A 13349-nucleotide genomic window follows, 5' to 3' on the forward strand; every position below is an offset into this window, starting at 1 on the left:
CGACCGGCGAGGTCCCCCGCTCGGCCGAATGACGATCCCCCGAATGACCGCCTCAGTACGGTGGTTCGCCGGGGTCGGTGCGACCGGATTGGGCGCGGTGGCCTTCCCGTTCGGCCCGGTTGCGGCGTCGCAACGCCCGCCGCCGGGCATGTTTGTCCGCCGTCCGCGGCCGACGCCGTCGCGGTACCTCACCGCCACCCAGAACCCTCGGCGATGGTGGCGGCTGGGCCACCGCGAACCGCACCCGCTGGAGCCCGGGGAACAGGTCCAGATTGTTTTCCGCCGGACCATCCACCACCACACCTTCCGGGGTGATCACCTCGATCCGGGTATGCCCGTCCGCATCCAGATACTGATCATCAACCCAATCGCCGAACGTCTTGAGCAGATGATGAAACCGGCACTTGACATTCATGCCTTCCGGGCTGGTCCGCCCACCCGCAGCCGGATCATCATGGTCATATTCGGTGACGTGATCACCATCAGCCCTCCACGCCGACCGCGTACAGCCAGGCACCGTGCAAAAACCGTCCCGAATCTTGAGGAACGTGTCCAACGCCGTCGACGGCCGATACGGATCCGAGCGCAGATGCGGCGGAAGCGGATGGTCGGCGTCATCTCCACCCAACGGCCGCAGCACAGTGTCGTCGCGGGCCACGATCTGCTGGACGTGTTCCCCCGAGATCACCCCCACCCCGTCCACAAAACCAGGACGGTTCGCCTCCCCGGCGACGGTGCCCGCATCGGCCACCACATGCACCACCACCCGCGCATGAACACCCCGATAGTGCACCGGCTCAGGAATCTGGGCATCACAGTCGGCGCGATCACACTCACAGACGAATGGTTCACCGGAGAGCAGGGCGAACATCGCATCCGACTCCCGGGCCGGCTTACGCCGACGGTCGAACCGGCAGGCGGTGGCCGCCAACCGCACGACAGCGTCATGGGAGATGCGGGCATTCTCCGCCGACATCGACACCCCCACATGTGCCATCCCACCCTCAACCGCGGTGATCCACGTACCCCGATCGGCCAGGGCGGCGTCACGTTTGCGGCGGACCGCGTCCGGATCATGGCGGAACACAATCCGATCCACCATCGTCCGCAACCCCGCCACCGACCAGCCCCCACGTGCGCGACGTAGCCGGTCGGCGATCCCCGCATCCACCACCGACATATGCTCGCCATCGACCAGATCGGTGCGGGTCACGATCGCCGCGAACTGATAGCCGCCGATCAGGCCATCCCGCAAACACGCCCCCACCGCCGGGAGACGATCACGCATCGCCAACCCGGCCGCCAACAACCGTTCCGCCGCGCACTGGGTGACATGACGACTGACCGCGATACGTGCCGCGACCTGAATAGTGGTGTCCAACAAACGCATATCCGCATCGACGTCGACCCCGACAGCCATCTCGTCGGCCAACACCGCATCATGCAGCTCACCGATCAGCCGATACGACATCCACTGCGCGAACGCCTCGGCCTGCGCACACACCGACAAACCCGCCACACCCGCCGCCGCCGAGTCGGCCGGCACCATCACCGCCTTGGTCACCGCCGGCGCCACACACGCCCACCGCACCACCCCCGACTCAACAGCACCCGACTCAACAGCACCCGACTCAACAGCACCCGACTCGACTGATTCGACTTCCGACATCAACACCCACCCCCCACGATCCGATCGAACGTATGTGCTAACACTAGCCCGCACATCCGACAAGCTCGGGGCCACAACCGAACCTGTGGACAGACGGTCACCGATCGCGCTTGTGTACAGGGATAGCTCCCCCGCTGTGTGGTGGACTTCGGATCAGCGTGAACTCCGCGTGGTGATCAACGAGTCATGAAGGATGTTAGGCGATCTGGCGTGGGCGCAGACCGCTTCGGCGGCCTGGAGTTCAACCGCCCGATCGGGCTGTTCGACCAGATCTTCTGCCAGCGCCGCTTTCCGGAACGCGGCGAGGCGAGCACGTTGGTTTGGCCTCGGCCATCATCGCCGCCACTTTCGGAAACGTTGATTCAAGGGTGTCGGCGACCCGATCCCATTGCGCAGCGACAGCGGCCGGCTCGGTGTGGGCGAAAATCGTTGTGACTGCTGGCGGCGGCCGCCTGCGCTTGCTTGCCCGAGGCGCGCCGTGCAGGTTTCGCATGAATGCGCCCGCGATCCGGCCCTCGACTTGGGATCTCCGAAATCCCATCAGCACAGGGGACTTACTCTGCACCCCGGGTGGCTGCCCAAACCCACCGAACCCCCTGCGCCGCATCACAAAACAGCCCCGGTGAGGATGATCCTCACCGGGGCTGTCGTCGCGACGTTCAGGTCATGTCCCGACCTGATCGATCACTTCACTTCACTTCTTGACGAGGTTCTCATTCGTCAGGGTGCTCACACCGGCAGCAGCCTTCTCGACCAGCGAAGCCGGCGGCTCGAAGTGGCTGCCGTACTTGGCGGCCAGGTCCTTGGCGCGCGCGACGAAGCCCGCGACGCCACCCTCATAGCCGTTGATGTACTGCACGACGCCGCCGGTCCAGGCCGGGAAGCCGATGCCGAAGATCGAGCCGATGTTGGCGTCCTCGACGGAGGTGAGTACACCTTCGTCGAAGCACTTCACGGTCTCCAGCGCCTCGGCGAAGAGCATGCGCTCCTTCATGTCCTCGAACGGGATCTCGTTGGTGCCCGACTTGAACTGCTCACGCAGACCCGGCCAGAGCTGGGTGCGCTTGCCTGCCTCGTCGTAGTCGTAGAAGCCGGCGCCGTCCTTGCGACCGGTGCGACCGTTGTCGACCAGCCAGTCGCTGACCGCGAACGAGCCGTGCTGCGGGAACTCGACACCGGCGGCCTTGGCGGCGGCCTCGGACTCCTTGCGGATCTTCTGCGGCAGGGTCAGGGTCAGCTCGTCCATCAGCTGCAGCGGCGGGGCCGGGTAGCCGGCCTGCGAACCCGCCTGCTCGATGACGGACGGCTCGACGCCCTCGCCGACGGCCGCGATGGCCTCGTTGACGAAGGTGCCGATGACGCGGCTGGTGAAGAAGCCACGGCTGTCGTTGACGACGATCGGCGTCTTGCGGATCTGCAGGGTGTAGTCGATGACCTTGGCCAGCACCGCATCCGAGGTCTTCTCACCCTTGATGATCTCGACCAGCGGCATCTTGTCGACCGGCGAGAAGAAGTGGATTCCGATGAAGTCTTCCTGACGCTTCACACCCTCCGCCAGGATGGTGATCGGCAGGGTCGAGGTGTTGGAGCCCAGGATGGCGTCGGGTTCGACGATGTCCTCGATCTCCTGGAAGACCTTGTTCTTCACCTCGACGGACTCGAAGGCGGCCTCGATGACGAGGTCGACACCCTTGAAGTCGGCGGGATCGACGGTCGGCGTGATGCGGGCGAGCAGGGCGTCGCTCTTCTCCTGCGTCGTCTTACCCTTGGCCAGCGCCTTCTCTTCGAGCTTGACCGAGTAGTCCTTGCCACGCTTGGCGGCGTCGATGTCGATGTCCTTGAGGACGACCTCGATGCCGGCCTTGGCCGAGACGTAGGCGATAGCCGCACCCATCATGCCGGCGCCGATGACACCGACCTTCTTGGCGGTGTACTTGTCGTAGCCCTCAGGCCGCGAGCCGCCGCCGTTGATGTGCTGCAGATCGAAGAAGAACGCCTTGATCATGTTCTGCGCGACCTGACCGGTCACCAAGTCCACGAAGTAGCGGGTCTCGATGACGTCGGCGGTGTCGACGTCGACGTAGGCACCTTCGACGGCTGCGGCCAGGATGTTGCGCGGAGCCGGCATGTTCGCACCCTTGATCTGCTTGCGCAGCAGCGAGGGCAGCGCAGGCAGGTTCGCGGCGAAGGCCGGGTTCTTCGGGTCGCCACCGGGGAGTTTGTATCCCTTGACGTCGAAGGGCTGCACGGCTTCAGGGTTGGCTGCGATCCATGCCTTGGCGGCCGGGATCAGTTCCTCGACGGAACCGACAACCTCGTTGACCAGGCCGATTTCCTTGGCCTTGGTCGGGTTGAAGCGGGTGCCCTGCAGCAGGACGCCCATCAGGGCGTTCTGGATGCCCAGCAGACGCACGGTGCGGACCACGCCGCCGCCACCGGGCAGCAGGCCGAGGGTGACCTCGGGCAGGCCGATGACGTTGCCCTTCACATCCGCGGCGACGCGGTAGTGGGTGTGCAGCGCGATCTCCAGGCCACCGCCGAGAGCGGCGCCGTTGATGGCGGCGACGACGGGCTTGCCGAGGGTCTCCAGCTGACGCAGCACGGCCTTCATGCCGTTGGTGCTGTTGGTGATCTCGGTGGCGATCTCCGCCTTGGTGCGATCGCCGCGACCGGCGGTCATGTCCTTGAGATCGCCACCGGCGAAGAAGGTCTTCTTGGCCGAGGTGAGGACGACACCGGTGATGTCATCCTTCTCCGCCACCAGACGCTCGACGGTCGCGGCCATCGACGACTGGTACAGGGCGTTCATCGTGTTGGCGCCCTGGTTGGGGTCGTCCATGGTCAGGATGACGACGCCATCGGCGTCCTTCTCCCAGTTGATCATGTTGTCACTCATGGTTTTTCAGAGATCTTTCTGTTGAGAGAGGCCGGTATCAGACGCGCTCGATGACGGTCGCGATGCCCATGCCGCCGCCGATGCAGAGGGTGACCAGGCCGTAGCGGCCGCCGGTGCGCTCCAGCTCGTCGAGGCAGGTGCCGAGGATCATCGCGCCGGTCGCACCGAGCGGGTGACCCATGGCGATGGCGCCACCGTTGACGTTGACCTTCTCGTGAGGAACCTTGAGGTCCTTCATCCACTTCATGACCACCGAGGCGAACGCTTCGTTCAGCTCGAAGACGTCGATGTCGTCGACGGTCAGGCCGGCGCGCTTGAGGGCCAGCTCGGTCGCCGGGGTCGGGCCGGTGAGCATGATCGAGGGCTCGGAGCCGACCTGGGCGAACGACACGAAGCGACCGCGCGGGGTCAGCCCGTTGCGCTTGCCCGCTTCCTCGCTACCGATCAGGACGGCGGCGGCACCGTCGACGATGCCCGAGCTGTTACCACCGGTGTGGACGTGGTTGACGGCCTCGACGGCGGGGTACTTCTGCAGGATCGCGTCGTCGAATCCGGCCATCGCGGCCAGGCCGACGAAGGCGGGCTTCAGCTTGCCGAGACCCTCGACGGTGCTGCCCGGACGACGGTGCTCGTCCTCTTCGAGGAGGATGACGCCGTTCATGTCGCGAACCGGAACGACCGACTTGGCGAAGTAGCCACTGGTCCATGCCTTTTCGGCACGGGCCTGGGACTCGGCGGCGTAGGCGTCGACATCCTCGCGCGAGAAGCCCTCGATGGTGGCGATCAGATCGGCGCCGATGCCCTGCGGGACGATGTTGTTGGTGTACGCGGTCCACGGGTCGGTAAAGAGCGCACCGCCGTCGCTGCCCATCGGCACGCGCGACATCGACTCGACACCGCCGGCGAGGACCAGGTCGTCGAAGCCCGACGCGACCTTGGCCGCGGCGAGGTTGGTGGCCTCCAGGCCCGACGCGCAGAAGCGGTCGATCTGGGTTCCGGGGACGTTCTCGGGCAGGCCGCTGTTGAGTGCCGCGGTGCGGGCGATGACGCCGCCCTGCTCGCCGACCGGGGACACGACACCGAGGATGACGTCGTTGATCTCCGACGGGTCCAGGCTGCCGTGACGGGCGAGGACCTCGTTGATGATGCCGCTGGCCAGGTCGACCGGCTTCACGCTGTGCAGCGAACCGCCGCGCTGCTTGCCACGAGGCGTGCGAAGTGCCTCGTAGATGAATGCTTGATCAGGCACGAAAGTGTTCCTTTCACACGAACCACCAGTTGGTTACCCCATGAGGCTAACGCGGAATAACCAATTTGGCTATACCTGGTGGTCAACCCCATAGGACAACCTCAAGATGTGCGCTAAGGTCGGTTCACCATGCCTACCCAGAAACCGGACTCACGCGCAGGTCGACCGGACCGCAAGCGCCAGCTCGTCGAACATGCCGCCGAGCTGTTCCTGCTGCGTGGGTACGCGCAGGTGTCCGTCGCGGACGTCGCCCGCGCGGCCGGTGTCACCGCCCCGTCGGTCTATCGCCACTTCGACGACAAGCAGTCGTTGCTCGTGGCCGCGGTTATGGCCGGCGTCGACGAACTCGTCGACTGCACCGATCGCGCCCTCGCCGCACCCGACCGCACCATCGACGACCTGATCACCGCCGCCTGCCGGCTGGGTGTCACCCGGCCGGGCGCGGCATCGCTGTGGCGCTGGACGAGCAACTATCTGACCGACGAGCAGAATGTGCTGGTCGCCCGACGGACCCGCGACGTCGTCGGCCGGTGGGCCGCCTGCGTGGCCGCCGACCGGCCCGACCTGTCCGAGCGGGAGTCCGTCCAACTCGCCTCGGCGGTCCTCAGCATCTGCGGCAGCCTGTCGGTGCATCATTCGCGGATGTCGGAGGCGCGTGCGCGCGCCGAACTGAGCATCCTGGTCCATCGGGTCATCGCCCTGCATCCGGCGTCGGCGCCACCGCTGCCGCCGGTCGCCCCGCTGACCGACCCCACCATCACCCGACGAGACCAGATCCTCGACGCCGCAGCCGATCTCTTCGCCGATCGCGGCTACTCCAATGTCGGGGTGGACGATATCGGTGCCGCGGTCGGCATCACCGGACCCAGTGTCTACAAACATTTCTCGTCGAAACTCGCCATCCTGGTCGCCATCGGGCAGCGCAGTGCGATGCGTTTGGAGGCAGGCGTTCTGGCCGCCTTCTCGGCCACCTCCGATCCGGCCAAGCTCCTCGGTCTGCTGGTGGATTCCTATGTCTCGGTGATCACTTCGACACCGGACCTCTCGGTCGCGTTCAACTCGGCGGCGATCCTGGCCGGGAAGCCGCCCGCGGTGGAACTGCTCGACATCCAGCGCCGCTACGTGGCCCGGTGGACCGATCTGCTCTTGGCCGTCGACAACGGACTCAAACGCGATCAGGCCACCGTGGCCGTCCATGCCGCCCTGTCGATCATCAACGACGCGGTCCGGATGCGCCGCGGTGTCGGCCGCCCCGAATTCGCCGCCCGCATGGCATATCTGATGAAGGGGGTGCTGGATGTCTGAACCGCGTTACTCCCGTAGCGAACTCATCGACGCACTCGGTGTCACCCCGGATTACGCAGACCGGATCTGGAACGCCTTCGGCTTCCCGTGGCAGATGACCGACGACAAGATCTTCACCGAGGAGGAGGTCGCGGCGCTGCGGGTCTTCGCCGCCGCGGAGCTGACCACCCCTACCTCGGCCCAGGTCGCGACCGCACGCGCGGTCGGGCAGTCGTTGGCCCGGCTGGCCGACTGGCAGGCCGACCAGTTACGGGAGCTGGACCGAGATCCCGACGTACCGTGGACGATCGAGCAGATGACCGACTCGCTGAGCGCACTCCAGGGACTGGTCTGGCGTAAGCATCTGGCGCTCGCGCTCGAACGCAGCTCCGGGCGGACGCCGGAGCGCGATCCCGAAGGCCCGGCCGAGAACGCCGACGAACCGGTCGACGCGGTCGTCGGATTCGCCGATATCGTCGGCTACACCAGCCTGTCGCGCCGGCTGGATCTGACCGAACTGGAGGAACTTCTCGAATCCTTCGAGGAACGCACCCACGAAGTCGTCTCCGCACACGGCGGGCATGTGATCAAGACACTCGGCGACGCGGTCATGTTCACCTTCGACGATCCGGCCGCCGCCGCCGCGGCCGCCATCGCCATCCATCGACTCAGCGATTCCGAACCGATCCCACCGCTGCGGGTGGGATTGGCGCTCGGCCATCTGCTGCGGCGCCTCGGGGACGTCTTCGGCGAGCCGGTGAACATCGCCGCCCGCCTGTGCGGATCGGCCCGTCCGGGTACCACGCTCGTCGGCGACGACATGGCCGATGCACTCGCCGACGACGATCGGTTCTATCTCAAGTCGATCCCGCCGCTGAGTGTTCGGGGCTACCGCAGACTGCGTGCGCGGCTTCTGGAGGCGAACCGCTATCACGGCACCGACCGGCACCGATAACCGCAGACTCTCCTGGGCCGTCGGTCGGCGCGGCGTCGACATCACCGGCCGCGACGGGGTCGGCTAACCCGGCGTCGCGGCCACCGGATAGATCCGCACCTCGGTCGCCTTGATCGACAGGGTCACCGGGGAATTCGCTCCCAGCCGGAGCTCGGCCACCGCCGCCCAGGTCACCTCGGCGGCGATGATCTGCGCGCCGCAGGCGACCCGCAGCATCGCGTGGTCACCGCGCGCGGACACCTCGACGACGACACCGTCCAGCGTGTTGCGTGGACTACCGTGCGGTGCCTGGGTGTACACGGCAACCGCACGCGGCGAGAAGGCGGCCGCCACCGTCGATCCCGACACCGGGACCGCTTCCCCGGCCACCGGAACACCGACGACACGCAGTCCGTCGCCGGTGCGCACCGCATCGTCGTCAACGGTGCCGAACACCAGATTGGTACCGGCCAGAGCCGCGACGAACGGCGTGGTCGGGGTGCGCAACACCTGTGTGGTCGGGCCGGACTCACTCACTCGCCCCGCCTCCAGCACCACCAGCTGGTCCGCGAGGCCCACCGCGTCGAGCAGATCGTGGGTGACCACGACGGTAACACCGTCGCGCCGTGCCACCAGCTCGCGCACCAGTGACCGGATCTCCTGTGCCACCGTGATATCGAGTGCCGAGAACGGCTCGTCGAGCAGCAAGACGTCGGGTTCGGCGGCCAGCGCACGCGCCAGCGCGACGCGTTGGGTCTGTCCACCGGACAACTGCGACGGCCGACGGTCGGCGAGTGCGACGACCCCCGCCGCCGCCATCCACCGCTCGACCCGTTCGTCGACCTCGCGACGGGACAGCCCCGACGATCTTGGCCCGAAGGCGACGTTGGCCCGCACCGACAGATGCGGGAACAGTCCGGCATGCTGGGCCATCAACACCACCGGCCGCCGATGCGGCGGCAGATGCGCGCGGCGATCGGCAATCACCTGTTCGCGGTAGGTGATCCGGGAGCCCTCCGCCCTGCGCACCCCGGCCAGTATCGACAGCACGGTCGACTTGCCCGCACCGTTGGGTCCGAGGATTGCGGCCGTGGAGCCGTCGGAAATCCGCAAATCGACTGCGATATCCGGTTGCGCGCAACGAATCTGCGCGTCCAGACCCCCGGCCGGACGATTGCCGTTCACGTCACCACCCGCCCCGGCCCGCGCAGGTGGACACCGACCACGACGACGAGTGCGATACACATCAGCACCACCGACAGCGGCAGCGCCTGCTCAGGATCGGTGATCGAATCCAGATAGATCTTGAGCGGGGCGGTCTGTGTCGTCCCCGGCAGATTGCCGGCGAAGGTGATGGTGGCTCCGAACTCCCCCAGTGCCCGCGCGAAGGCGAGTACCGTGCCTGCCAGGATTGCCGGAAAGACCAGCGGCAGGGTGACTTTCCACAGCGTGCGGGTGGGGCCCGCACCCAGGGTCGCCGCCGTCAGCTCATGTTCGGGACCGACCGAACGCAGCGCCCCCTCCACGCTGATCACCAGAAAGGGCAGTGCCACAAAGGTTTGTGCGATCACCACCGCCGTGGTGGTGAAGGCGATCGAGATTCCGGCCGTCTCCAGATATTGCCCGACCAAGCCCCGGCGCCCGAGCGCGTACAGCAGTGCCACCCCGCCGACCACCGGCGGGAGGACGAGCGGCAGCAATACCAGGGCCCGCAGCACGCGGATGAGCATGCCCGCAGTCCGGGCGAACACCATTGCCATCGGGATGCCCAAGAGCAGGCACACCGCCGTGCTGGCCGCGGCGGTCCGCAGACCAAGGGACAGTGCCTGCAGCGATTCCGACGATGTCACCGATGTCCAGAACTCCGCCCAGGGAGTCCGGGCGAGCAGGGCGATCGGACCGATCAGGATGAAGGCGGTACCGATCACGGCCGGAAGGTAGATCCACCTCGGGATGGTTCGCACGCGAAATCGCCTACGGCGTACCGAATCCGGCAGTGCTCAGAACCTCTTCACCGGTCTGACCGAGCACCAGCCCGACGAACATCGCCGCGTCCTCACCGTGCGCGGAACCCTTGATCGTGGCGATCGGGTACTTGTTCACGACCTTCGCGAACGCCGGATCGACGACGGTGGTCACCTTGCCCCCGGCACCGCGTGCGTCGGTTACGTAGACGAGGCCGGCATCGGCCTGCCCGCTGGTCACCTTGGTGAGCACCGCGGTCACCGACGCCTCCTCGCTCACCGGCGAGATGTCGATCCCGGTGTTGTGCTCCACCTCCGCGGTGGCCGCACCACAGGGAACCGTCACCGCACAGACGACGGTGGTGACGTCACCGCGCTTGAGGTCGGCGAAGGTGTTGATGCGCTTCGGATTTCCCGGCGCGGTGACGATGACCAGGGTGTTGGAGGCGAAGATCTGCGGGTTGACCGCACGGTCGCCGAGTTTAGCCATCGTCTCCTCGTCGGCGGTGGCGATCACATCCGCGTCCGCACCCTGTTCGATCTGCGTCACCAGGGCCGAGGAGCCCGCGGTGACCACCTTGACGTCGACGTCGGGATGGGCCTTCTCGTAGAACTGCTCGAGCTGGGCGAAACTCGACTTCAACGACGCCGCGGCGAAGACGTTCAGCACCGTCTTACCGTCCGACCCGCCGTCGTCGCTGCCGCACGCGGTCAGTACCGTCGCGGCCAGAGCCAACGCCCCGAGTCCCGCACCGAGCTTGCGCATCATCCTGGATACCTTTCCTAGTTTCCGCTCCCGGCGTGTACTCACGCCGGGCGTTCCACGATCACGGTGGTCGCCTTGACGACCGCGGTCGCCACCACACCCGGTTCGAGGGCGAGTTCCCGCGCCGCGTCCGCACTCATCAGCGATGTCACCTCGAACTGACCGCACTGCATCGTCACCTGCGCCATCACGCCGTCGATGACCGTGTCGGTGACCAGTCCGGTGAAGCGGTTGCGCGCCGACCGCAGAACACCGGCGCCGTCGTCGGCTTGCCTTCCGGCACGGTCGCGCGCCAGCGCGGCGAGCTCCGCACCGTCGAGCATCGTCACACCCGGTTCGTCGGCACCGCTCGCCGACAACCGGCCGGCGGCGATCCAGCGACGAACGGTGTCGTCACTGACGCCGAGGAGCATGGCGGCATCGCGCACCTTGATCGCAGTCACCCGCAAATCCTAGTACGCATTCACGGAAAATTTCTCGACGAGATCCCGCAGGTGCGGGCCACAACGAGACTTGACCTCAAGTTCGGTTGAACTTCTACCGTGGAGATGCCGCACCGATGAGTTTCGGCGCCGGGGCGGGTCAACCCCCTTGTCACCGGCCGACGCCCGCCCGGTGCTCGCCGAAAATGCTTCGACCATCGCGCTCGCCGCCCGTACCCTGGAGAAACATGACCTCAATCACCACCTCGGCCCCCGTGGCCACCGGACACGAATCTGGTTCAGATATCGCGATCGAGGCGATTGACCTCGTGAAACGGTTCGGCGACTTCACCGCCGTCGACGGTGTCAGCTTTCAGGTTCCCCGCGGCAAGGTCCTCGGCCTGCTCGGCCCCAACGGCGCCGGTAAGACGACGACCGTCCGGATGATGACGACGCTGTCCCCGCCGACCTCCGGGACCGCCATCATCGCCGGCCACGACGTCACCGCCGAACCCGACGCGGTCCGCAGCAGCATGGGTCTGACCGGCCAGGCCGCCACCGTCGACGAGATCCTCACCGGCCGCGAGAATCTCCGCATGATCGGCGGCCTGTTCGGCATCCGCCGAAAGGCGCTGAACCGCCGGTCCGATCTACTGCTCGAGCAGTTCTCGATCACCGAGGCCGCCGACAAGCCGGTGAAGTCGTATTCCGGCGGCATGCGACGCCGACTCGATCTGGCCGTCAGCCTGCTCGCCGCGCCGCCGGTGCTGTTCCTCGACGAGCCCACCACCGGACTCGACCCCCGCAGCCGATCGGAACTGTGGGATGTCTTGCGCGAGTTGGTTACCCAGGGCACCACCCTGTTGCTCACCACCCAGTATCTGGAGGAGGCCGATCAACTCGCCGACGATATCGTGGTGATCGATCGCGGCAAGGTGATAGCCCACGGCACCCCGCTGGAACTCAAACATCAGGCCGGGGCGGCCAGCCTCGTACTCACCGTCTCGCGGGCCGAGGATCTACCGAGCGCGCAGACGTTGCTGGCCAAGACCGGCGCCGAGGTGTTCGTCGACGTCGCCGCCCGGCGGCTCACCACCCCCGCCGACGGTCTGGCCGACCTCAACCGCGTGGCCGGCTGGTTCGACGAAAGCGGAATCGCCGTCGACGATCTCGGCCTCGCCCGCCCCAGCCTGGACGATGTGTTCCTGTCGCTGACCGGACATCGCGCCGAAGACACCACCGCCCAGGACGACCCCGACCCCGATCCCGATGCATCGGCCCCCACGGCCGGTTCCGACGCGAACACCAGGAAGGCCTCCCGATGAGTACCCTCACCACCGGCACCGCGATTACCGAGCGTCCGGCGATCCGGCGTACCAGCCTGTGGCAACAGGCCTGGATCATGGTCAAACGCAACATGATCCACACCAAACGTATGCCCGAGATGCTGTCCGACGTGACCGTGCAACCGGTCATGTTCGTCCTGCTGTTCGCTTATGTGTTCGGTGCGTCGATCCAGACCGGAGACGTGTCCTACAAGGAATACCTGCTGCCGGGTATCTTCGCCCAGACGATCGTGTTCACCGCCTTCATCGTCGCGACCGGCATCACCGCCGATCTCGAGAAGGGCATCATCGATCGTTTCCGCTCGCTGCCCATCCGGCGGTCGTCGGTGCTGATCGGCCGTAGCGTGGCCAGCGTCCTGCACTCGTCGATCGGCATCGTGGTGATGGCGGTGACCGGCCTGGCCATCGGCTGGCGAATCCGTGGGACCATCCCCGAGGCTGTCCTCGCATTCGCGCTGCTGATCCTGTTCGGATTCGCGATGATCTGGTTCGGCATCCTGATCGGTTCATGGCTGCGATCGGTCGAGGCGGTGAACGGATTCATGTTCGCGACGCTGTTCCCGATCACCTTCCTGTCCAACGCCTTCGTGCCCACCGCCCCGATGCCCGGCTGGCTCCAGACGATCGCCGAATGGAATCCGATGTCCGCGCTGGTGCAGGCCATGCGCGTGCTGTGGGGCAACGGCCCAGAATTCGGTGACGACGCCGCGTTGCCCCTGCAATACCCGGTGACGGCCACCCTGCTCTGGATCCTGGCCCTCACACTGGTGTTCGGGCCGTTCGCGCTGCGCGCCTACTACCGCCGCACCGCCGACTGAG

Annotated in this window: 11 protein-coding genes and 1 pseudogene; 4 read left to right on the top strand and 8 right to left on the bottom strand. The window is 66.5% G+C overall.

Annotated features, from left to right (window positions below):
- Positions 1 to 52: 52 nt before the first annotated feature.
- The 4 genes and pseudogenes from QSJ18_RS00280 to QSJ18_RS00295 all read right to left on the bottom strand — a co-directional run bounded on the left by QSJ18_RS00280 (position 53) and on the right by QSJ18_RS00295 (position 5814).
- Entirely contained in the window at positions 53 to 1576 is a 1524-nt protein-coding gene (locus QSJ18_RS00280) for an HNH endonuclease signature motif containing protein (RefSeq protein WP_286324169.1), read from the bottom strand.
- Between the two features lie 311 nt (positions 1577 to 1887).
- Positions 1888 to 2165, bottom strand: a pseudogene (locus QSJ18_RS00285) (transposase); the annotation flags it as partial.
- Between the two features lie 198 nt (positions 2166 to 2363).
- Positions 2364 to 4565 (bottom strand): 3-hydroxyacyl-CoA dehydrogenase NAD-binding domain-containing protein, encoded by a 2202-nt coding sequence (locus tag QSJ18_RS00290; RefSeq protein ID WP_286324171.1) that lies wholly within the window; start codon positions 4563 to 4565, stop codon positions 2364 to 2366.
- Between the two features lie 37 nt (positions 4566 to 4602).
- A complete protein-coding gene (locus tag QSJ18_RS00295; protein ID WP_286324172.1) occupies positions 4603 to 5814 on the bottom strand; it encodes an acetyl-CoA C-acetyltransferase in 1212 nt (403 codons plus the stop codon).
- A 129-nt stretch (positions 5815 to 5943) separates the two neighbouring features.
- On the opposite strand from QSJ18_RS00295, the gene QSJ18_RS00300 reads away from it, so the two are divergent.
- Positions 5944 to 7119 carry a TetR/AcrR family transcriptional regulator gene (locus QSJ18_RS00300; RefSeq protein ID WP_286324173.1) on the top strand — a complete coding sequence of 392 codons (1176 nt, stop codon included), beginning with the start codon at positions 5944 to 5946 and terminating at the stop codon, positions 7117 to 7119.
- Positions 7112 to 8053, top strand: a complete 942-nt coding sequence (locus QSJ18_RS00305) for an adenylate/guanylate cyclase domain-containing protein (protein ID WP_286324174.1) — start codon at positions 7112 to 7114, stop codon at positions 8051 to 8053. Before QSJ18_RS00300 ends, QSJ18_RS00305 begins: the two co-directional genes overlap by 8 nt.
- A gap of 63 nt (positions 8054 to 8116) precedes the next feature.
- On the opposite strand, the gene QSJ18_RS00310 is transcribed toward QSJ18_RS00305, so the two are convergent.
- The 4 genes from QSJ18_RS00310 to QSJ18_RS00325 are packed head-to-tail and all read right to left on the bottom strand — an operon-like array spanning position 8117 to position 11205.
- Complete coding sequence (locus tag QSJ18_RS00310; protein WP_286324175.1) at positions 8117 to 9217, bottom strand: sulfate/molybdate ABC transporter ATP-binding protein; 1101 nt, start codon at positions 9215 to 9217, stop codon at positions 8117 to 8119.
- On the bottom strand, positions 9214 to 9996 hold the full coding sequence (locus QSJ18_RS00315; protein WP_286324176.1) for an ABC transporter permease: 783 nt from the start codon (positions 9994 to 9996) through the stop codon (positions 9214 to 9216). The genes QSJ18_RS00310 and QSJ18_RS00315 overlap by 4 nt, the downstream gene beginning before the upstream one ends.
- 10 nt (positions 9997 to 10006) lie before the next feature.
- Complete coding sequence (gene modA, locus QSJ18_RS00320; protein WP_286324447.1) at positions 10007 to 10762, bottom strand: molybdate ABC transporter substrate-binding protein; 756 nt, start codon at positions 10760 to 10762, stop codon at positions 10007 to 10009.
- Between the two features lie 41 nt (positions 10763 to 10803).
- Positions 10804 to 11205, bottom strand: coding sequence for a TOBE domain-containing protein (locus tag QSJ18_RS00325; RefSeq protein ID WP_286324177.1), 402 nt, complete (start codon positions 11203 to 11205; stop codon positions 10804 to 10806).
- A gap of 227 nt (positions 11206 to 11432) precedes the next feature.
- Between QSJ18_RS00325 and QSJ18_RS00330 the strand changes: the two genes are divergently transcribed.
- Together QSJ18_RS00330 and QSJ18_RS00335 are read left to right on the top strand one after the other, a co-directional pair.
- Positions 11433 to 12509 carry an ATP-binding cassette domain-containing protein gene (locus QSJ18_RS00330; RefSeq protein ID WP_286324178.1) on the top strand — a complete coding sequence of 359 codons (1077 nt, stop codon included), beginning with the start codon at positions 11433 to 11435 and terminating at the stop codon, positions 12507 to 12509.
- Entirely contained in the window at positions 12506 to 13348 is an 843-nt protein-coding gene (locus tag QSJ18_RS00335; protein WP_286324179.1) for an ABC transporter permease, read from the top strand. The genes QSJ18_RS00330 and QSJ18_RS00335 overlap by 4 nt, the downstream gene beginning before the upstream one ends.
- The last annotated feature ends 1 nt before the right edge of the window (position 13349 follow it).

The sequence above is a fragment of the Gordonia heveisoli genome (genome assembly GCF_030315745.1).
Classification (GTDB): domain Bacteria; phylum Actinomycetota; class Actinomycetes; order Mycobacteriales; family Mycobacteriaceae; genus Gordonia.